The organism is Pseudoalteromonas sp. P1-11 (genome assembly GCF_001399995.1).
GTDB lineage: Bacteria > Pseudomonadota > Gammaproteobacteria > Enterobacterales > Alteromonadaceae > Pseudoalteromonas > Pseudoalteromonas atlantica.
Map to the genome: position 1 here is coordinate 67,793 of NZ_LJSP01000012.1, position 20,360 is coordinate 88,152.

Below are 20,360 nucleotides of genomic sequence, written 5' to 3' on the forward strand. Positions count from 1 at the left end.
TCTGCGCTAATCATGCCACAGAGCAGCGCCTTAACAAAAACGTTTATGGTAAAATTTTCTCACCTTGATAAAGGCTCTCGATGGTTTCGCGTTGGCGAATAAGGTGGTGTTGCTCACCATCTACCATTATTTCGGCCACGCGTGGGCGAGAGTTGTAGTTTGAACTCATTGTAAAACCATAGGCACCAGCACTTCGCTGCGCCAATAAGTCGCCTTGCTTAAGCGCTAGTTCGCGGTCTTTTCCTAAAAAGTCGCCGGTTTCGCACACTGGGCCCACAATATCAAAGTTGTGTGTTGGAGTGTCGTCATCGCGCACCGATACAGGAATGATTTTTTGCCATGCCTGATAAAGCGAAGGGCGAAGCATGTCGTTCATACCCGCATCGACAATGGCAAAAAATTTATCCTGGTTTTGCTTAATAAATTCAACCTGCGTAACTAAAATTCCAGCATTAGCGGCTATAGCGCGCCCTGGCTCAAAAATAAGTTCAAGGTGTTTGTAATTGGCTAAGCGCTCGGTAACTTGCGCAGCATATTCACTTGGGTGAGGTGGCTGTTCATCATTGTAAGGAACGCCTAACCCGCCGCCAATATCTAAATGAGTAAGCTCAATACCATTTGCTTTAAGCTCATCTATTAATGCCATTAGCTTATCAAGCGCTTCTAAAAAAGGTTTAACCTCAGTTAATTGCGAGCCTATGTGGCAATCTACACCAGTGACTTTTAGACCAGGTAAAGACGCCGCATGCTGATAAACGCTCACAGCCGTTTGAATATCGATACCAAATTTGTTTTCTTTTAAACCGGTAGAAATATACGGGTGTGTTTTGGCATCTATATCAGGGTTTACACGAATAGAAATAGGGGCTTCTAAATTTAACTCGCACGCTACCTCAGAAATACGCTCAAGCTCTGAGGCCGATTCAACGTTAAAACATTTAATACCTAACTTTAGTGCATAAGCAATTTCGTCGGCGGTTTTAGCCACACCTGAAAACACCACTTTACTGGCATCACCGCCAGCTTTTATTACACGCGCCAGCTCACCTTTGGACACTATGTCAAACCCTGAGCCTAAACGCGCTAATATATTTAATACTGCAATATTAGAATTAGCTTTAACTGCGTAGCACACCAAGCTTTTATGATTTTTAGTGGCATTTGCAAAGGCTAAATAATGGCGCTCAAAAGTAGCACGCGAGTACACATAACACGGCGTACCATAGTGCTGAGCAATTGTGGCAATGCTGACATCTTCGGCAAATAATTGATTGTTTTGATAGTTAAAATAATCCATTTATTGCTCCTGCACTTGCTCTGTGTTGGTTTTTTTTACGGGCGTTGGCTGTTCTGTATTAGGGGGTGTGTTTTGCTCAGCCTGTTGCTCTGGTAAATACAAAGGCCCACTTTGGCCGCAGCCAGCTAATGCACTTAGCAGTAAAGTACTTATATATAGTCGTTTTAATTGTAAGGTATGTGTCGCTTTCATTAGATTAATACGGTTGCTGGCTTTATAATCGCAGAGTAACAGAATATCTAAAAAATGCAGCTATTCGCGGATGATTTTATTCCTGTTACACTAGCTGTATATAAACCGTACCCAATATTAGGCAGCTCGCCTGCAAAGGAAAATTACAATGACTGAACACGAATATCACCAATTAGCCGAAGCTCTTATGTTCACAATTGAAGAGCAAGTTGATGATTGCGAAGCAGATTTAGACTACGAATCGGCAGAGGGTATTTTAGAAATAATTTTCCCTGATAAAAGTAAAATTGTAATTAACAAACAAGCGCCTTTGCATCAAGTGTGGGTTGCGACTAAATTTAATGGCCACCATTTTGAAATGCGTGACGGCCAGTGGATTGATAACCGCTCGGGTGCAGAGTTTTGGGAGTTTATGAACCAAGCGTCTACTCGCCAAGCTGGCCAAGAAATTAAGTGGCAATCAAGCTTATGAGTTTAGAGTTTGCACAATATCCAGCGCAAGGTGAGCACAAAGCCACTGTTATTTGGTTACATGGTTTAGGCGACTCGGGCGATGGCTTTGCACCGGTTGCACCGCAACTTAACTTACCCAGTGAGCTTGGTATACGATTTATTTTTCCGCATGCGCCTATTCAACCGGTCACCATAAATGGTGGCATGGAAATGCGCTCGTGGTACGACATTAAATCTATAGAATTAGACAAACGTGCCGATGAACAAGGCGTGAGAGATTCAGCCGAAAAAGTGCAAACCCTGATCAATCAAGAAATTGAAAATGGTATACCTGCCGATAAAATTATTTTGGCGGGCTTTTCGCAAGGGGGCGTGGTGTCTTTACATTTAGCGCCGCGATTTGAGCACAAACTTGCAGGTATTATGGCGCTGTCTACTTATATGTGCGTGCCTGAAAAGCTAGCGCAAGAAGCAAAGCATACTGATTTAAATGTATTTATGGCTCATGGCAGCCAAGATAATGTAGTGCCGCATAGCGCGGGTAGAAGTGCGTTTGAAGTATTAACAGCACATAACATGGATGTAAGCTGGCAAGAATACCCTATGGCTCATCAGGTTTGCGCAGAAGAACTGCAAGCTATTCGCCAATGGTTAATTGCCCGTTTAAGCTAATTTGGAGCCGCTGAGGTCAATATGAGTCAAAAAATAGTTATTAAAGCAAATGTAAAACGCGAACCACAAAATAGTGTACCTAATGTAAGCTACGAGTGGCATTGGCGTCGTATTGCGAGTGTTTCTATGTTGGTAGCAATGACCTCGGCAGCGGTTGTGTATGGCTTAACTAGCTCGGTAAATGCCGAGCAGGGCGAGCAACCTAATGAGCAATCGTCATATTTACATTTAAGCGACAACACAGCAGATAATGTTGAGCCCACGGTGAGTGTAAATGACGAGCAAGCGCGCCCAAATGAGCTTACAAATGATATAGCAGATGTTGCGCCAGCGGTGCTTGAGGATGAAAGCGTTAATAATACTTCGTTAGCGCAAAGCAATAATGAGCAAACGGATATAGAACCAATTGCTAACGTTCAAAGCAATCAAGTTTCTGTTATTGAGCAATCAGATACCGAACTCGCTGAGCCTATCGCTAATCAGCCGCTTACTAGCACGCAGTTAAGCGCATCCCCCAATGGGCAGCTTCCAGATATTGAAAACGACGACGGCTCGCTAACTAGCAGTGAAGGTTTTTCATCTAATGCGCACATTGCCAGTGTTGCGTTGGGCGCACAAATTGATACAGGTAAAATTAGCCGTGCAGTGCTTACTCGCAAAGTAAGTAAGCGCGAGCCCACTAATGTATTTGCTGCAGATATCCGCTTAAATCAGTTTGAAGAGGCACTTTCGTTTTTTAGTGAGCTTAAAAACCTACAAGGCCAACAAGTAAAGCATGTATGGTCTTATGAGGGTGAAACCATGGCTGAGATTTCACTTAATGTTACCTCGCCGCGCTACAGAACGTACTCAACCAAAAATATTATGAATACACAAACAGGCCATTGGCGTGTAGATGTTGTTGATGAGCAAGGTAATTTAATTGCTCAAAAAGAATTTAGAATTTTAGCTAATTAAGCTTGGCTATTAGCTGTAACTATTTGGATACCCCTATGACAGAAAAAACAAAGTTAGTACGCATTGCAACCCGTAAAAGTGCTTTAGCGCTTTGGCAGGCTGAATTTGTAAAAGCACAGCTTGAGCATTTTCATGCTGATGTGCGCGTAGAATTAGTCCCTATGTCTACTCAAGGGGATATTATTTTAGATACACCGCTTGCTAAAATTGGTGGTAAAGGCTTGTTTGTTAAAGAGCTTGAGCAAGCAATGTTAGATGGCCGCGCGGATATTGCTGTGCATTCAATGAAAGATGTACCCGTTGAATTTCCAGAAGGCTTAGCAATGCACACAATTTGTGAGCGTGAAGACCCGCGCGACGCGTTTGTATCAAATAACTTTGCCAATTTAAGCGAATTACCACAAGGCGCTGTAGTTGGTACTTCTAGCCTTCGTCGTCAGTGCCAAATTAGAGCTTTGCGCCCTGATTTAGTCATTAAAGACTTACGTGGTAATGTTAATACTCGTTTAGCTAAGCTAGATGATGGCCAGTACGATGCGATTATTTTAGCCGCAGCCGGACTGCTACGTTTAAAAATGGACGAGCGTATTGCTGATTATATCGAGCCTGAGGTATCTCTACCTGCTAACGGACAAGGTGCAGTCGGCATTGAATGTCGCATTGATGATGAAGTAACAAAAGCCTTATTGGCCCCACTTGAGCATACCCAAACACGCATTCGTGTAAATGCAGAGCGTGCTATGAATCGTCATTTAGAAGGTGGCTGCCAAGTACCAATTGGTGCCTACGCATTAGTTGATGGCGAGCAAGTGCATTTACGCGGCTTAGTGGGTGCGGTAGATGGTAGTGAAATTTTACATGACGAAGTAACCGGTCATATAAATGATGCAGAAGCTATCGGTGTGCAGCTTGCTAAAAAATTATTAGCGCAAGGCGCCGACAAAATATTAGCAGAAGTATATAGAGACGCATAAATGACACATATCCTGATAACTCGGCCCGAAGGAAAAGGCGCAGCCCTTGCTCAGCAACTTGTGCAAGCGGGTTATCAGGCGTCATTATTTCCTGTTTTAAAAATATCCTACCTTACGCCTTCTACTACCGAGCTAAGCCCGCTAATTAATGCCGATAAAATTATTTTTATCTCTCAAGATGCCGTTACTGCCCTTGCGCAATTAAAGCCAACAATAAATACCAAAGCGCAATTTTACGCAGTAGGGCAGCAAACTGCAGATACTATTTATGCGTTATTTGGCGTGCGAGCAGCAGTGCCTAAGCTACATGATTCTGAAGGGTTATTGGCGCTAAACTCGTTAGCTGAGGTTGATGGTAGCAATATTGTATTAGTAAAAGGCCAAGCGGGGCGCCCTGATATTGCCAAAACCTTAAAGGCGCGTGGGGCATTTTTAAATAACTGTGTGGTATACAAGCGCGAGCCAATAAGCGCTGAAAAAATCAACTGGACAGACCACTGGCAAAGCCTGAAAGTACAAGGTATAGTCATAACCAGTAATGCAGCAGTTGATGCAATATTTAATAACCTGACTGAACAACAGTTACAGTGGTTACAACAGTGCCGATTTTATGTTGCTAGCGAGCGTATAGCCGCTTATTTACAACAGCAACAGGTAAGCTCGGCTAATATACACATTGCCGCAGGGGCAAGCGATACCGCTATGTTTTCCTGCATAAAACAGCAAGGTAGCAAGATGAGCGAACAGTCAAAGCCAGTAACGGCAGATAATACACCAACCACTAAGGCAGCGGCCTCTGCACAAAAAAAAGAGGCAGCTAAAGCACACAGTAAACCACATAACGATAAGCAAAAAATAAGTAAATTAGCGGTATTAGCGCTGATCATTTCGCTTATTGTTGCCTGTGGTGTGGGGTATGAGTTTTACCAAAAACTCAATGCAGGTAAAGCCCAAAATGTAGCTGTTAATGAACTAAAAGAAGAAAACGCGTTATTGTCACAAGAGTTACAGGCGCTCAAGTCGGCGCAATCTAATCTTCAGCAAGCATTGTTCAATAGTGAGCAAAAAGTGGCAGCTGCGCTTAATGAAAGTGCAGAGAGTAACCAGCAACAATTAAAAGCAGCATTGCAACAAGCTCAGCAGCAAGGCGCTTCACTAAACCCGCAAGAAGTAACCAGCTTACAACGTATGGCTGAGTTTAAACTGTGGGCTGAAAAAGATTACCAAGGTGCCAGCGCTGTACTTAAACGCTTAGATGCCTTATTGAGTGAACACCCAGGTACTGTTGCAGTTCGTCAAGCAATAACACAAGACATTCAAACACTAGATAGCTTAAAACCTATCCCAACAGAAGCCATTTACTTAAAACTTAATAGTGTGTTATCAAACATAGATAAGCTTGCATTTAATGCCGTTAACATACCGCAAGAAGCAGCAGAAATTGAAAAAAATGCCTTGAGTGAAGATGTAAGCGATTGGCAGCAAAACCTAAGTAATAGCTGGAACAAGCTAGTTGATAGCTTTATTACTATTCGCCAGCACGAAGGGGTTGCTATAGAGCCACTGCTAACCGATCAGGAGCGCCACTTAATTAATCAACGTATTAAATTAAATGTGACGCAAGCTCAAGATGCATTAATGAGCAAACAAGCGAGCATTTATTTTAGTGCCATAAGTGAGGCAAAGCGTCTTGTTAATGAGTACTTTAAACAAGATGACGAGGCGACAAAAGTGGTTATAAATGCACTAACTAGCCTAGAAAAAGAGCCATTAAACTTTAACCCTGAAGTAAACCTACAAAGTACGCAGCAGGTTAAGGAGTGGGCGCAATGATAGGGCTTATAGTATTAATTGTTGCGATTGTTTTAGTTTTAGCGATTACGCCATTTGTACTGGATGAAAAAGGCTATGTGCTGATCTCGTTTAACAACACCACGATTGAAGGCACGATTGTATCGTTTTGTATTATGGCGGTAATTAGTGCAACAATTTTGTTTTTAACTTACAAATTAGTGCGCTATTTATTGTCGATTTATCATAATACTAAACATGGATTTTTTGCGCGTAGCGAAGACCGAAAGCAAGCAGCTATAGAGCAAGCCTTATGGAGTGCGATAAACGATGATTACGAGCTTGTTGAGCAAACGTTATCAGGTAATAGTGTACCCAGTAAGTTTGAAGATATACGCTTAGCGCTATTAGCAAAAGCAGCGCTTGCTAATAACCAAACCGACAAAGCTCTAGAGCGTTTATTTGAAATTAGCCCAGAGCAGCAACTTAACGTTGCTAAACTTTGGATAGCCAGTGGCGATAGCAGCGCAATAGAATCACAAATGCGTGCAAACAGCGATTCAAAAAAAGCGACACCACTTGAGCTTAAGCTATACGCCGAAATACTTGTACAGCAACAGCACTTTAGTGCACTTGAAGACTTTTTACCGCGTTTACTTCGCAAAAAAGTCCTCAACGATGCGCAGTGGACGCAGCTGTTTAATGCCTATTTTAATGCACAAGTTAGCGATAAAATCACTGAAAAATATAAACAACTTCCTAAAAAGCTACAAGCTCATGCTAATACAGCTTACTTAATTCAAATGGCTAAAGTGGGCCAGTTAAGTGCGATTGAAAGTGACTTAATTAAAATGGTGAAGCACGACGAGCAACATGCTCAGCTGGCTAATATATTAAGTAACGCCACCTCGGCAGAGGCTGTAAAGCTTCAAAGTAGTATTCAAGAGCGCCTGAAAAAAGATGATGCAAACAACGCATTATTACTCTCGCTTGCGTGTTTAGCTAATGCCCAAGGCGATTATGAGTTAGCCGCAAAGGTTTTTGATAAAGCCTTGAATATCGAAAACAAAAAGCAATTTGCTCAGCAAGCAGCTCTTAGCTATAAAAATACCGCACAAGCCGATAAAGCACTCGTTTTGTATCAATAAAGGCTACACTTATACTTTTGCAGCTTTGATATTCGGGAGCATTGGGTTGAAACACTTTTTCATTGTCACTGTAAGTTTAGCGTGCGCTTACTTTTTTACCGGATATCTTAGTAATTTACTATTAGCGATAGATGGCTACGCAGTGGCTGTGTGGCCGCCTTCGGGAATTGCGCTTGCTGGCTTTTTAATTTGGGGCAGAAAGAGCTTACTAGGTATTGTTTTAGGGGCTTTTTTTACTAACCTCATTCATTTAGAAAGCGCCTCAGCGATATTTCAGTTAAGTGTATTTATGCATGCTGCGGCTGTTACCTTTGCTGCTACTTTACAAGCATGGGTAGGTAGCCAATTGGTCACTAAAGTGATTAAAGCACCACTCGACTTATCTTCTTTAAAACACTGTATTCAAAGCCTCGTTGTTGCCGGCCCATTGTGCTGTGTTATAGCTGCAGGTGTAGGCACCAGCTTATTAATTTTTAATGGCGTTATTGTGTCTCAAGCCGGTTGGGATACGTTTATAGCGTGGTGGATAGGCGACAGTATTGGGGTGCTTGTTTTTACTCCGCTTATGCTAGCGGCATTTAACTATTCACAGGTAAATTATCGCCTACAAGTTATACTGCCCTCACTGTTAATTTATATGGTTATAAGTATTAGTTTTTATGGCGCGGCCAGTGTAAAAAAAGAAAAAAACATTCAAAAAGAAGAGCTGAAAATATTAGCCACTCAAGATGCTATCAACAATAAAATTAACGAAATAACCGCACACCTCGCCTTACTGGCGACCTTTTTTTCTAGTAGTGACGATGTGAGCTTTACTGAATTTAAGCAGTTTACTTCTAAGCAGCTTAGTTACAGCGAAGAAATTTTAGCATTTGAGTGGGTGCCCTACTTACCAAGTGAAAACTTAGCTCAGTATATAGAGGCTAATAACAACACCGAGCTGGCTAAATATAACTTAAAAGAAAGAGCAAAAGATGGCAGTTGGCAGGCCGCACCCCCACGAGATTTTTACTACCCCGTACAATACGCACATCCTTTGTCGGGAAATGAAGACGTAATTGGCTTTGATCTTGCCTCAAATGAGGTAAGGCGATCTGCATTAATAAAAGCAAAAGTGTTAAATGAGCTGGTGATCAGTGAGCCAATAAATTTAGTACAAAACGAAGCTGAGCGCGGCGTGTTGTTTTTTCATCCGGTGTTTGGCAACAATATTACCGAAGACGATTTTAAAGGTTTTGTGGTAGCCGTTGTTAGTTTAGAAAGACTATCAAACGCGGTGTTATTTGATCAAAACAACGGCGTTGCAGTGAGCTTTACAGACACCACGACAGAGAATAATGCACAGCCTATTTTTATTGCCGATCACCAGCAACTATTGCCGTTAAAAGACTATAAGTTATTGGTAGGTAAGCGGGTGTGGCAGGTGGAGCTGCATCAGCCAATGCAACGAGAGTCATGGTTAGTTTACTGGCTTGCACAAATAGCCGGCATGTTATTTGTTTGGCTGCTTATTACCTTTTTAATATCGGTAACGGGTACCAATATTCGTATACGTGAGCAGGTAGCAAAACAAACAAAAATTTTACGCTTAGAAAAGCAAAAGGCCGATGAAGCCAATGAAATAAAAAGCCAGTTTTTAGCAAATATGAGCCACGAAGTTCGCACGCCTATTAATGGTATTAAAGGGCTGCATTATTTAGCCCTACAGCAAAACGATTGGCAGCAAGCTCGCAGCTATATTGAGCAAGCAGATGGGGCACTAGGCGTATTGCTTAGAGTATTAAATGATGTGCTCGATTTTTCTAAAATGGAAGCAGGCAAACTTGATTTAATTCAAGAGCCAATTGATGTAGGCACACTCAGTGAAGAAGTGGCTAATTTACTGCAGTTTGATATAGAAGCAAAGTCGCTAGAATTTATGCTTGATTACGATAAATCAAGTAACTTGGTTATTAACACCGACCCAATACGCTTAAAACAAGTTTTGCTAAACCTAATCAATAATGCCATTAAGTTTACAGCCAAAGGCAGCATCACGCTTAAAGTGTGGCAATCTAAAAAAATGACTTACTTTAGCGTTAACGATACCGGTATTGGTATTAGTAAAGAGGCACAAAAACAGCTCTTTAAACCGTTTGCACAAGCAGATAGCTCTACCTCGCGTCAATATGGCGGCACGGGCTTGGGTTTAAGTATATGCAAAAAGCTTGTAGAGTTGATGGGCGGAGAAATTGATTTAATAAGCCACGAAGGGCACGGTTCTACGTTTACTTTTAGCCTGCCAATTTATTCGCCGCTACCAAAGGCTGAGCAAATAAAGCAACAATATGATGAGATAGATGTTAGTACGCTTTCTTTTGCAGATTATAAATTATTACTTGTTGAAGATAACCCATTAAATCAGCACGTCGCGAGTGCTATTTTAAAAACCAAAGGGTGCGTTGCTGATATTGCTAATGATGGTTTTGAGGCGATTGAAAAGCTGACAGAGCATACCTACGACATTGTGCTTATGGATATACAAATGCCAAAAATGGATGGCCTTGAAGCCACGCGAGTTATTCGTAATGAACTTGGTTTGTTTGACCTACCTATTATTGGCTTATCTGCTAATGCCCACGATGACGATGTTAAAAAAGCAGTTGCCAGCGGTATGGATAATTATATTACTAAACCCATTGAAGCAAATACCTTATTCAAAACACTCTGGCATCACTTAGCTCATCAAAATAAGTGAACAAAAACCTAATTTTGTTCACTTTTTGAGTAAAAAGCAGACATATGACCGCTAATATTTACTTTAACTGCTCTACACTTGAAAAATAACTGTACCTGCGTATCATGCGCGCAATTTTAACCTAACCGAGTCGCTATTATGATAAATAAAAAATTACCTCTGCTAGATATTCATCGTCATTTAGATGGCAATGTACGTGCGCAAACCATACTAGAGCTTGGTCGACAGTTTAATATTACGCTACCTGCTGATAACGTAGAGGCGCTTATCCCTCATGTGCAAGTTATTGATCCTGAGCCTGATTTAATGGCGTTTTTGCAAAAGCTCGACTGGGGTGTAACGGTACTGGGCGACTACGACGCCTGTAGACGCATTGCCGTTGAAAACATAGAAGATGCTCAAGCTCAGGGACTTGATTATGTAGAGCTTCGCTTTAGCCCGTATTATATGGCACAAAGCCAAGGCTTACACCCGCAAGGGGTGGTTGAGGCCGTGGTTGATGGTATTAAATCGGCTACGCAAGGCGCAAATATTAAAGCAAACTTAATTGGTATTATGTCGCGTACTTACGGTGTTAAAACCTGCCAGCAGGAGCTTGACGCATTACTTGCCTTTAAAAATGATTTAGTGGCGATTGATTTAGCCGGAGATGAAATTGGTTTTCCGGGAGAGCTTTTTGTCGAACAATTTAAGCAAGTAAGAGACGCTTACCTGGCCGCTACCATTCATGCCGGTGAAGCGCTGGGCGCAGCGAGTATTTGGCAAGCCATTAATGAATTAGGTGCAAGCCGTATAGGTCATGGGGTAAAAGCAATTGAAGACCCTAAATTAATGGACTACCTGCGCGATAACCGCATTGGTATTGAGTCGTGCTTAACCAGTAATATTCAAACCAGTACCGTAAACGATTTAGCTAAACACCCTCTTAAACAGTTTTTAGATCACGGTATTTTAGCGTGTATTAATACCGACGATCCGGCTGTAGAGGGCATTGAAATTGAGCATGAATATTTAGTGGCTGCGCCAAAGGCGGGTTTAACACAAGCCGATATGCATAAGGCACAAGCTAATGCCTTAGAGATTGCATTTTTAAGCGACAGCGATAAAAACGCATTAACTGCGCTTGCTGCAGCACGTTAAACACACTTAATACAAAAAATGCCGCTTATTAGCGGCATTTTTTATGTTAGCTTACTTTTGTTTGGCAGCTCACGTAATTATCAAACAGTGCTTTTAATACATCGCTTCGGCCAATCAGCCCTATCACGGTATCACCCTCAACAACGGGGTAGTTTTTTGGCTTTCCTGTTTTCATTTGCTCAGCAAGCTCGATAATGTTGGTATCGGCATTAACGGTTACAACATCGGTTTGCATAAGCTGCGAAACTTTTACAACGCCATCGCAAAAATAGCTGCTTCGCATTAATGGTTTTAACAGCTCTTGCTCAGATATAAAGCCAACCAGCGATTTATTGTCATCAAATACTGGTGCACCTAATAAGTTAAACTTTTGCAGCTCACTAATGGCGGTGGTCATTTCGGTATTTGGGGTAATGTGTGGCAACTTACGTTGCATAAAATCTTTTACTTTTGTATTTAACATTTGGGTCTCTCCCGCTGATGTTCTATACAAAGTATGGTTTATAGATAGGAATTTAGGAAATTGTTTATACTGATTAAAGTAATAGGTTATACCAATTAATAGCTTAAATTTGATAGAAATAACAAAGGCGCCATGGGGCGCCTTTGTATTATAAATAAAAATTTATTTTATAAACGCGAATGCATCGGCGTACATGTTTTCGCGAACAGCACCGTGAGCAATAAAGTCATCACGGACAATGCCAATCATGTCAAAGCGACCAGCCATATAAATGTCGTAAGGTTCTAACGACACAATATCTTGCATGACTGCTTTGTGTACAAACCCGGTGTGGCCTTGCCAATTAGCAGATGGGTTTTCTACAACAGGAATAAATTTAAAGTGCTCGTTACTCTCTGCCCATGCTTGCATTTCGCTGTGAGCATACAATGCAGACTCTTCTTTAACACCCCAGTAAAATAGTACCGGGCGGTCGCAGTTAATTTCAGCTAAGTGATCAGCCATTGATTTTGCATAAGAAAAACCAGTGCCGCCAGCCAATAAAATAATAGGGCGCTCGCATTGTAGGCGTAGTTGCGATACACCAAGGCCGGCTTCTATATCTACCGGTGTATTATTTTGATGCGCATTACGTAAATGCTCAAGCGATTGCATTGCGTATGAATCGGCTTTAGATGCGCCAATATGAAGCTCTATTTCATCACATTGCGATGGACGACTTGCAATCGAAAATGCGCGCTTGTCTTTTTCGCCAAGTACAAGTTGCATGTATTGGCCAGCTTCAAACGTAACAGGTTGTTGAGGCTTTAAAATTACTTTATGAACAAATTCTGTAAGTGGGCTGATGGCAACAACTTCAGCTTTTAATGTTTGCATTTTTTACCTTTTAGCAGCGTTTACGCAGATATGCAGTTAAGTGGAGCAATATTAACATATCTGCGGGGTTATTTTATAGCCTGTTTATATTCACTAAGCGTGCTTAAAGTATATCGAGGCTTTGCCAAATTTCGTCAACACGATCTTTTGTCGCTTTATCCATGACAATTGGCTCGCCCCATTCGCGGTCGGTTTCACCTGGCCACTTATTTGTTGCATCCATACCCATTTTTGAGCCAAGCCCAGATACCGGCGATGCAAAATCGAGGTAATCTATTGGCGTGTTTTCAATTAATGTGGTGTCGCGCGCAGGGTCCATACGGGTAGTGATGGCCCAAATAACATCGTTCCAGTCACGGGCATTTACATCATCATCGCAAACAATAACAAACTTAGTGTACATAAACTGACGTAAAAACGACCATACGCCCATCATTACGCGCTTAGCATGGCCTGGGTATTGTTTTTTCATGGTTACCACGGCCATACGGTAAGAGCAGCCTTCGGGTGGCAAGTAAAAGTCGACGATTTCTGGAAACTGCTTTTGCAATATAGGCACAAACACTTCGTTTAATGCCACACCTAAAATAGCTGGCTCATCAGGTGGACGGCCGGTAAATGTACTGTGGTAAATTGGGTTTTTACGGTGTGTTAAATGGGTCACTGTCATCACAGGAAAATCATCAACTTCATTGTAATAACCAGTGTGGTCGCCATACGGCCCCTCGGGAGCCATTTCGCCAGGCATAATGTAGCCTTCAAGTACTATTTCGGCACTAGCAGGGACCTGTAAGTCATTTGAAATTGACTTAACCACTTCTGTTTTACTACCGCGCAGTAAGCCAGCAAAGGCATATTCGCTTAACGTGTCTGGCACAGGTGTCACCGCACCTAAAATAGTGGCAGGATCAGCTCCTAATGCAACCGAAACCGGGTACGGTTCGCCAGGGTTTTCTTTACACCATTCTTGAAAATCGAGTGCGCCACCGCGATGCGATAACCAACGCATAATTATTTTATTTTTACCTAATAGCTGCTGGCGGTAAATACCCAAATTTTGGCGCTTTTTATAAGGCCCTTTGGTAACGGTTAAACCCCAAGTAATAAGGGGAGCGGCATCTCCAGGCCAGCAGTGCTGTATTGGTAACTTAGCTAAATCTACCTCGTCACCTTCTAGAACAACTTGTTGGCACGGTGCTTTTTTAACTTCTTTAGCCGGCATATTGAGTACTTGTTTAAATACCGGAATTTGCCCTAGTGCTTCTTTAATCCCTTTTGGTGGCTCGGGCTCTTTTAAAAAAGCGAGTAGCTTGCCAACTTCACGCAGCTCGCTTACATCTTCTTGGCCCATGCCCATAGCAACGCGCTTAGGTGTACCAAATAAGTTTGCAAGCACAGGCATGCTGTGACCTTTTGGGTTTTCGAACAATAATGCGGGGCCTTTAGCACGTAATGTACGGTCGGCTATTTCGGTCATTTCAAGATACGGGTCGATTTCTTGAGTAATACGTTTAAGTTCGCCTTTTTTTTCAAGCAAATCGATAAAATCACGTAAATCTTTATATTTCATGGTAGGCCGCTACTAAGCAAAAAGTGAAAGTATTATACCCAACTAAACAACAAATGCATGTGCAGTTGTTTAGCGTAATAACAGGCTATTTATTACGATGAGAAAAAAGAAAAAGTTTAAATCGCGAAAGACAAAATTATAAGGCGTCGGCTTGTTGAAGTTGGCAGTGGTATTTATTACCTGAAACAATCAACATCGCTTCATCGGCTTTAGACCAAAATAGCACTCGCTCATTAATATACTTTACCCCTGATGCGCTCGGCTCTTTATTAAGCGTATATGTTTGCTCATTTAAAGTAAGTGTTGCCCCCGCTCCTTGGTGGGTTAATTCTACTACGCGCTCGTTGCATAAGTAGTGGGTACTTTTAGATTCATTACTACAGGCTGATAAAACCAGCATGCTTGTAAAAATAACCACCGATGCTTTCATTAATATCCCCTAAGTAAGTTTGCCATTGATAAAAATCAGTGCGTTTAATCAGCATAACAAAGCAAAATTAACCGTTGGTGAAAATTACGGATTACGCTATGTTGATAGCATTATTTTTTAGCTAGGAAGCAACATGGCAGGCATTAACCTTTTAACATTACTTGATGATATAACCACCTTACTTGATGACATTGCTACAATGAGTAAAGTCGCCACTAAAAAAACAGCCGGTGTACTTGGTGACGACTTAGCACTTAATGCTCAGCAAGTTACAGGGGTTACAGCCGATCGTGAGTTACCTGTGGTTTGGGCTGTGGCAAAGGGCTCATTTTTAAATAAAGCCATTTTGGTGCCTGGTGCATTGCTCATAAGTGTATGGCTGCCTTGGTTAATAACCCCGCTGCTAATAATCGGTGGCTTATTTTTATGTTTTGAAGGCGCTGAGAAAGTATTTGCTCGGTTTTTACCTCACCCCGAAAAAGAGGCTGATGAGTCGCAGCAATTAGACCCAGCTGAGTATGAAAAGCAAAAAGTAAAAGGAGCCATACGCACCGACTTTATTCTCTCAGCCGAAATTATAGTGATCACCTTGGGAACGGTTGCAGGTGCCACACTTGTAAATCAGGCACTTGTACTATGTGTTATAGCCGTATTAATGACCATAGGTGTATACGGCCTTGTAGCCGGTATTGTAAAGCTTGATGACGCGGGGTTGTATTTGCTTAATCAATCAAAGGTGTCGGCTAATAAATTTAAAGAGATGCTTGGTAAGGGGCTATTAGCTGCAGCACCAAGGCTTATGCAATTTTTAGCCTTTGCCGGCACAGTAGCCATGTTTTTAGTCGGTGGCGGCATTTTATCCCATGGTATTGAGCTACTACATCATTGGCAATTAGAAGTAATAGCCATAGGTAAGTCGTTATTAAATGGCACCGGCGAAACATTAGCTCCCCTTATATTTGACGGATTACTAGGAGTAGTAGCAGGGCTATGCATTGTTATTCTGCATTTAGTTTGGAGTAAGCTTACTAACCCTAAGCATTAGATTTATAACCCTATTAATTTACGCCTGTTTACATAAAGGGAAGAAGTATGGTGTATATTTTTGTTAAAAGTATGTAACATAAAAGCTCAATCAAAAATAAATAAAAGGAACTTTAATGAATAAGTTTTTGGCTTGTCTGTCTTTATTGCTGGCCAGTATTTTTAGCTCACATACTACAGCAAGTAACACCTTGGTACCGATAGAAAGCTTTAGTAAAGATATAGAGTTTGCAGGTGTGAAAATTTCACCTGATGGAAAATACTTAGCTGTAATTACTCGCCCAGAAGGAAAAAATGTATTAATGGTGCTAAGCACTGATACATTTAAAGTAAGTCATGCAATTAGGTTTCCTAATAATGCCCAAGTTGGCAATTATTACTGGGTAAACAATGAAAGAATTGTATTGGCCAAAGAGTACATTAAAGGTTGGAAAGACCATCCCGAATATCATGGTGAGCTTTTTGGTATAAATGCTGATGGTAGCCGAGGCAAGTATTTAGTGGGTTACCAAGGTGAAATGCAAACAGGAACCCGTATAAAAAAAGCGACACCCATACTTGGTACTTCTTATGTACTAGACCCGCTTATTCATGATAGGCGTAAAATGCTGATTCTGACCTACCCATGGAGCGCTTCAAATGAGCCGCATACAATAGTTTATGAAGTTGATATTTACAGCGGAAAACGAAAAAGAGTCGCTCGCTCACCATCAAAAATGGCAGGCTTTTTAACAGACCATGATGGTAATGTGCGTGTTGCTGTTTCAAACGATGATTATATTAATCAAAAAATTTATACCCGTGAGAAGTCAGGTGGTGAATGGCAACAGCTTGATTTAGGAGAGTTAAAATACACTGATATTAGCCTCCATGCGTTTGATAGTACCGGTGCTTCTGTTTATGTTACAGCGTCAGAAAATGGCGAAGCAAAGGGGCTTTATAAACTAAATTTAGAGAGCAAAAAGTTTGAGCTTTTACATAAAGAACCACAGGTCTCTCCAAAAAAAGTGTGGGTAGATGAAGTTTCTAAAGAATTATTCGCAATTGAAAATGAGCTTGGCTATCCTGCCTATTCTTTTATAAATAATTCACATAAAAGTGAGCGCTTAAAGGCATTAATACAGTCGCTTCAAGGGCAGCAAGTTCAGCTTGTTAGTAGTACTGAAGATGGTGAGAAGAGTATTATCTTTGCGTCAAGCGATACTAACCCTGGCAGTTACTACTTGTATGATGCCAAAAAGAATAGCTTACGCTTTTTGTTTGCGACTAAAAGCTGGATCAAGCCAAGTGAAATGGCTATAACCAAACCTGTAAATTATAAAGCGCGTGATGGCTTAACAATATACGGATATTTAACCATCCCTAATAATACTGATGAGAAAAACTTACCTTTAGTTGTTATGCCCCACGGTGGGCCTCATGGACCAAGAGATTGGTGGGGCTATGAGAGCGAAGCTCAGCTATTAGCCAGTAGAGGCATTGCAGTACTAAAAGTTAACTTTAGAGGCTCTGGTGGCTTTGGCCGCAACTTTGAACATGCCGGACATAAAAAATGGGGTGCCGAAATACAATACGACATTATTGACGGTGTAAAATACTTAATAGAGCAAGGCACTGTAAATAAAGATAATATTTGTATAATGGGCGCAAGTTTTGGTGGCTATTCGGCACTACAAAGTGCAATTTTAGAACCTGATATGTTTCAGTGTGCTATTGGTGTAGTTGGGGTGTACGATTTACCGCTAATGTTTGAAGAAGGCGATATCTCTGAACGTGACCGTGGACAGCGCTATCTTAAAAGCGCGCTTGGTACTGATGAGGCACTGTTAAAGCGTTTTTCACCTAGCTACAACATAGACAAGCTTAAAGCGCCAGTTTTAATTGTACATGGTGGGCAAGATGAGAGAGCACCAATTGAGCAAGCTGAGTCTTTAGTTGCAGCGCTAAAAAAAGAAAACCATCCTTACATATACGAGTTACTTGAAGATGAAGGGCATGGCTTTTATAAAGCAGAGCACAGAACGCGCTACTACAAGCAGGTACTTAACTTTTTAGGTGAGCATATGACTTTCTAATTATAAGTATGAACGAAGATTGAAAATGGCCAGTTTAACTGGCCATTTTTTATTTGCAGTTTGCTTTATCGCACATTTCCTCTAATTCTATTTTCGCTTTGCTATTACCTTGCGCTATTGCCTGCTCATACCAATGTTTTGCTGTTTGTACATTTTGAGTCACGCCTTGTCCATCTCGGTACATTTGCGCAAGATTGAGCTGCCCCCATTGCGAGCCGGCATTTGCGGCTAGAGTAAAACTCTCAAGCGCATCGCTATACTGTCCGTTTTTAAAATACGTAATGCCTTGTTGGTTATTTTTGTCGAGCTTTAAACCTTTATATAGCGGTTTTGGTTTTGGCGGAAACATAACAAACCCACCATATAAACTATTTGCTGAGGGGCGCAGTACGTCGTAAATCACCCCGTCGTTGTAAAGTCTTTTTACTTCGCTACGAGGCAAAGTAATTTTGTCATCTGAGAAGTAACCTCTTTGTACTAATAAGCTGGTACGCATTGCAGTAGTAATGCCTTTGTTGCGCTTATAGCTGTAGTTACTTACTTGAAACGTAATAAACTGCTCGTCAAAACTTAAAACTTGCGCAACTTTTAAGTTGGTGAGTGTCCAGGGCTCATGAGTAAATTTATCAGCGTGTACTAAATACGTATCGTAGGCTTTAGGGTTAGTTAAGTAGCTTTGCTTTTGCGCTTGCGCAGCAGCGTGTTGTTGGTAAAAAAATAAACCCACCCATAACGCTAAAAATACCCCTATAAAGTATTTAGGTAGAGTGAAAATTTCAAACACCGGTAACTGCTTTAATTTTACAGGCGCATTATGGCCGCATTGATAGCATTCGCATTTATAGTTTAGTGCTAAAGGTAGAACAGGAATAACCGTAAAGCGTAAAAAACGACTTTGGTTTATTAGATGATAGGCGCGGCTATGGCAGTTAGGGCAGCACTGTATTTGTGCAAAATGAGGAAACGACTGACTCGTATTGAAAAGCAACATGCCCGCACACTCCTTGTTTTATTTAATTTATATAAAGGTAAAACAAGGAGTGCGTTTATTAAAGCGACAAACTGTAAGTAAGTATGTCAGTTATTAGTTAGCCTGCGCTTTCGGTTGAATTGTTGTTTTGGCATCTGCTGCCATTAACGCAAATACAGCATACGCAGCGGTATTTTGGCGCAGTTTAGCAGGCGTTACTTTATCGAGTGTGTCATCAGCTGTGTGATGGTAATCAAAGTAATCAGTGCCATCTTGGGCCAACTCAAATATAGGTGCCGACACCGCTTTTTTTAATGGGATTAAATCCGGCCCGCCGTTAGCCTGGTTTTTACCAATGTACTCAATGTTTAACGCAGCCAGCTCTTTTGCTATGGCACGCACTACTGGCAGAGAAGCCGCATTAACATTTGACTCAAAACCATATACTACATCGGCGCCAAAGTCCGACTCAGCAGCTGCAACTATATTGTGTAAGTCACTTTTGTGTTGTGCAAAGTAAGCTTTTGCACCCCAAAGTCCAAGCTCTTCTGCTGCAAACAGTACAACACGAATACTGCGCTTAGGGCGTTTAACATCGCTAATGTGTTTAGCCGCAGCCATTGTTAGCGCAACACCTGCACCATCATCTAATGCGCCAGTGCCTAAATCCCACGAGTCTAGGTGGCCACCAATTAACACATATTGTTCTGGGTTTTCGGTGCCATTAAATTGGCCTATAACGTTATAGCTTGTGCCTTCTCCTAGGCTTTGTGTTTGTACATTTATATTAACCGTTACCTTTTTGTTTAAGGCCACTAAGCGCGCTATTTGATCCGCATCCGGGTTGGCAATAGTTACGTTAGGTATTTTTTTAACCCCTTCTTTATAGTAACTACCACCAGTGTGAGCAAAGCGATGGTGAGCTGTGCTCACTGAGCGCATCATGTAAGCAACCGCGCCTTTTTTTGCAGCTTCAATTGCGCCTGTGGCACGTGCTTTTACTGCGGGGCCGTATCCGTTGCCGTCTATGTCGCGGTTCATGCGGTAATTAATATAGGCAATTTTACCTTCTAAGCTATTTGCTGGTGCTGCAATTAGCTCATCCAATGTTTCAAACAACACAACCGGTGCACTAATACCATCTTTAGGTGTGCTTACACTGTTACCCAGCGCAGTTAAATGCAGAGGTTGCTCACTTGGGGTGAGTATTTTTCCGCTTTCGCTATAACGGCGCCATTTTGGAAATGTTGCTTCTTCAAGCCATACTTTATCAAAACCAAGTTCGTTAAATTTTGCTTTAGCCCATGCTACTGCTTTTTTATCGTTTTCAGTGCCGGGTAAGCGAGGGCCAACTTCTGTTGTGAGTGACTCGAGTAGCTCGTAGCTTAAATGGCTTTTAAGTGCAGCAGTGCGCACCTCATCAACCTGTTGTAATTGCATTGTGGTGAATTCTGCATTGTTTGCGCTAACGCTGAGGCTGCTAGTCATTAGTAGCGCTGTAATAATTTTTTTCATATAGAGTAAGCCTTTTTATAATTAAGTGTATTAGAGCACTTTTTAAAGGCTTTAAA

Annotated in this window: 18 protein-coding genes; 10 read left to right on the top strand and 8 right to left on the bottom strand. The window is 41.5% G+C overall.

Annotated elements, in window-relative coordinates; genetic code table 11:
* Positions 1–43 precede the first annotated feature (43 nt).
* Both lysA and lptM read right to left on the bottom strand, forming a co-directional pair.
* Positions 44–1,297 carry a diaminopimelate decarboxylase gene (lysA, locus tag AN390_RS16440; RefSeq protein ID WP_029773748.1) on the bottom strand — a complete coding sequence of 418 codons (1,254 nt, stop codon included), beginning with the start codon at positions 1,295–1,297 and terminating at the stop codon, positions 44–46.
* Positions 1,298–1,489: an LPS translocon maturation chaperone LptM gene (gene lptM, locus AN390_RS16445; RefSeq protein ID WP_055255398.1), complete on the bottom strand. Its 192-nt coding sequence runs from the start codon at positions 1,487–1,489 to the stop codon at positions 1,298–1,300.
* A 148-nt stretch (positions 1,490–1,637) separates the two neighbouring features.
* On the opposite strand from lptM, the gene cyaY reads away from it, so the two are divergent.
* The 8 genes from cyaY to add all read left to right on the top strand — a co-directional run bounded on the left by cyaY (position 1,638) and on the right by add (position 11,361).
* The gene (gene cyaY / locus AN390_RS16450) at positions 1,638–1,961 is read left to right on the top strand and encodes an iron donor protein CyaY (RefSeq protein ID WP_004588977.1); all 324 of its coding nucleotides are present in this window, start codon (positions 1,638–1,640) and stop codon (positions 1,959–1,961) included.
* Entirely contained in the window at positions 1,958–2,614 is a 657-nt protein-coding gene (locus AN390_RS16455) for an alpha/beta hydrolase (protein ID WP_055255399.1), read from the top strand. Before cyaY ends, AN390_RS16455 begins: the two co-directional genes overlap by 4 nt.
* Before the next feature lie 21 nt (positions 2,615–2,635).
* Complete coding sequence (locus tag AN390_RS16460) at positions 2,636–3,571, top strand: DUF2914 domain-containing protein (RefSeq protein WP_055255400.1); 936 nt, start codon at positions 2,636–2,638, stop codon at positions 3,569–3,571.
* A 35-nt stretch (positions 3,572–3,606) separates the two neighbouring features.
* On the top strand, positions 3,607–4,545 hold the full coding sequence (gene hemC / locus AN390_RS16465; protein ID WP_055255401.1) for a hydroxymethylbilane synthase: 939 nt from the start codon (positions 3,607–3,609) through the stop codon (positions 4,543–4,545).
* Entirely contained in the window at positions 4,546–6,378 is a 1,833-nt protein-coding gene (locus AN390_RS16470) for a uroporphyrinogen-III synthase (RefSeq protein ID WP_055255402.1), read from the top strand.
* Positions 6,375–7,484 carry a heme biosynthesis HemY N-terminal domain-containing protein gene (locus AN390_RS16475; RefSeq protein WP_055255403.1) on the top strand — a complete coding sequence of 370 codons (1,110 nt, stop codon included), beginning with the start codon at positions 6,375–6,377 and terminating at the stop codon, positions 7,482–7,484. The genes AN390_RS16470 and AN390_RS16475 overlap by 4 nt, the downstream gene beginning before the upstream one ends.
* A gap of 46 nt (positions 7,485–7,530) precedes the next feature.
* Positions 7,531–10,221, top strand: a complete 2,691-nt coding sequence (locus AN390_RS16480; protein ID WP_055255404.1) for a CHASE domain-containing protein — start codon at positions 7,531–7,533, stop codon at positions 10,219–10,221.
* A 138-nt stretch (positions 10,222–10,359) separates the two neighbouring features.
* On the top strand, positions 10,360–11,361 hold the full coding sequence (add, locus tag AN390_RS16485) for an adenosine deaminase (RefSeq protein ID WP_055019972.1): 1,002 nt from the start codon (positions 10,360–10,362) through the stop codon (positions 11,359–11,361).
* Positions 11,362–11,407: 46 nt separating this feature from the next.
* Here add and AN390_RS16490 read toward each other — a convergent pair whose 3' ends face one another.
* The 4 genes from AN390_RS16490 to AN390_RS16505 all read right to left on the bottom strand — a co-directional run bounded on the left by AN390_RS16490 (position 11,408) and on the right by AN390_RS16505 (position 14,700).
* The gene (locus tag AN390_RS16490) at positions 11,408–11,824 is read right to left on the bottom strand and encodes a CBS domain-containing protein (RefSeq protein WP_055255405.1); all 417 of its coding nucleotides are present in this window, start codon (positions 11,822–11,824) and stop codon (positions 11,408–11,410) included.
* A gap of 162 nt (positions 11,825–11,986) precedes the next feature.
* A complete protein-coding gene (fre, locus tag AN390_RS16495; RefSeq protein ID WP_004588968.1) occupies positions 11,987–12,700 on the bottom strand; it encodes an NAD(P)H-flavin reductase in 714 nt (237 codons plus the stop codon).
* A 103-nt stretch (positions 12,701–12,803) separates the two neighbouring features.
* A complete protein-coding gene (gene ubiD / locus AN390_RS16500) occupies positions 12,804–14,270 on the bottom strand; it encodes a 4-hydroxy-3-polyprenylbenzoate decarboxylase (RefSeq protein WP_055255406.1) in 1,467 nt (488 codons plus the stop codon).
* 136 nt (positions 14,271–14,406) lie between these two features.
* On the bottom strand, positions 14,407–14,700 hold the full coding sequence (locus tag AN390_RS16505; protein ID WP_055255407.1) for an MliC family protein: 294 nt from the start codon (positions 14,698–14,700) through the stop codon (positions 14,407–14,409).
* A gap of 133 nt (positions 14,701–14,833) precedes the next feature.
* Between AN390_RS16505 and AN390_RS16510 the strand changes: the two genes are divergently transcribed.
* Together AN390_RS16510 and AN390_RS16515 are read left to right on the top strand one after the other, a co-directional pair.
* Entirely contained in the window at positions 14,834–15,745 is a 912-nt protein-coding gene (locus tag AN390_RS16510; RefSeq protein ID WP_055255408.1) for a DUF808 domain-containing protein, read from the top strand.
* A gap of 115 nt (positions 15,746–15,860) precedes the next feature.
* Positions 15,861–17,819, top strand: coding sequence for a S9 family peptidase (locus AN390_RS16515; RefSeq protein WP_055255409.1), 1,959 nt, complete (start codon positions 15,861–15,863; stop codon positions 17,817–17,819).
* A 49-nt stretch (positions 17,820–17,868) separates the two neighbouring features.
* Here the strand turns inward: AN390_RS16515 and AN390_RS16520 are convergent, their stop codons facing one another.
* Together AN390_RS16520 and AN390_RS16525 are read right to left on the bottom strand one after the other, a co-directional pair.
* Positions 17,869–18,810: a tetratricopeptide repeat protein gene (locus AN390_RS16520; protein ID WP_055255410.1), complete on the bottom strand. Its 942-nt coding sequence runs from the start codon at positions 18,808–18,810 to the stop codon at positions 17,869–17,871.
* A 93-nt stretch (positions 18,811–18,903) separates the two neighbouring features.
* Positions 18,904–20,304 (bottom strand): M20/M25/M40 family metallo-hydrolase, encoded by a 1,401-nt coding sequence (locus AN390_RS16525; RefSeq protein ID WP_055255411.1) that lies wholly within the window; start codon positions 20,302–20,304, stop codon positions 18,904–18,906.
* Positions 20,305–20,360: the final 56 nt, after the last annotated feature.

Coding starts and splice junctions, on each gene's coding strand:
- lysA (WP_029773748.1), bottom strand. CDS start 1,297: ATGGATTATTTTAACTATCAAAACAATCAATTATTTGCCGAAGATGTC.
- lptM (WP_055255398.1), bottom strand. CDS start 1,489: ATGAAAGCGACACATACCTTACAATTAAAACGACTATATATAAGTACT.
- cyaY (WP_004588977.1), top strand. CDS start 1,638: ATGACTGAACACGAATATCACCAATTAGCCGAAGCTCTTATGTTCACA.
- AN390_RS16455 (WP_055255399.1), top strand. CDS start 1,958: ATGAGTTTAGAGTTTGCACAATATCCAGCGCAAGGTGAGCACAAAGCC.
- AN390_RS16460 (WP_055255400.1), top strand. CDS start 2,636: ATGAGTCAAAAAATAGTTATTAAAGCAAATGTAAAACGCGAACCACAA.
- hemC (WP_055255401.1), top strand. CDS start 3,607: ATGACAGAAAAAACAAAGTTAGTACGCATTGCAACCCGTAAAAGTGCT.
- AN390_RS16470 (WP_055255402.1), top strand. CDS start 4,546: ATGACACATATCCTGATAACTCGGCCCGAAGGAAAAGGCGCAGCCCTT.
- AN390_RS16475 (WP_055255403.1), top strand. CDS start 6,375: ATGATAGGGCTTATAGTATTAATTGTTGCGATTGTTTTAGTTTTAGCG.
- add (WP_055019972.1), top strand. CDS start 10,360: ATGATAAATAAAAAATTACCTCTGCTAGATATTCATCGTCATTTAGAT.
- AN390_RS16490 (WP_055255405.1), bottom strand. CDS start 11,824: ATGTTAAATACAAAAGTAAAAGATTTTATGCAACGTAAGTTGCCACAC.
- fre (WP_004588968.1), bottom strand. CDS start 12,700: ATGCAAACATTAAAAGCTGAAGTTGTTGCCATCAGCCCACTTACAGAA.
- ubiD (WP_055255406.1), bottom strand. CDS start 14,270: ATGAAATATAAAGATTTACGTGATTTTATCGATTTGCTTGAAAAAAAA.
- AN390_RS16505 (WP_055255407.1), bottom strand. CDS start 14,700: ATGAAAGCATCGGTGGTTATTTTTACAAGCATGCTGGTTTTATCAGCC.
- AN390_RS16510 (WP_055255408.1), top strand. CDS start 14,834: ATGGCAGGCATTAACCTTTTAACATTACTTGATGATATAACCACCTTA.
- AN390_RS16515 (WP_055255409.1), top strand. CDS start 15,861: ATGAATAAGTTTTTGGCTTGTCTGTCTTTATTGCTGGCCAGTATTTTT.
- AN390_RS16520 (WP_055255410.1), bottom strand. CDS start 18,810: ATGTTGCTTTTCAATACGAGTCAGTCGTTTCCTCATTTTGCACAAATA.
- AN390_RS16525 (WP_055255411.1), bottom strand. CDS start 20,304: ATGAAAAAAATTATTACAGCGCTACTAATGACTAGCAGCCTCAGCGTT.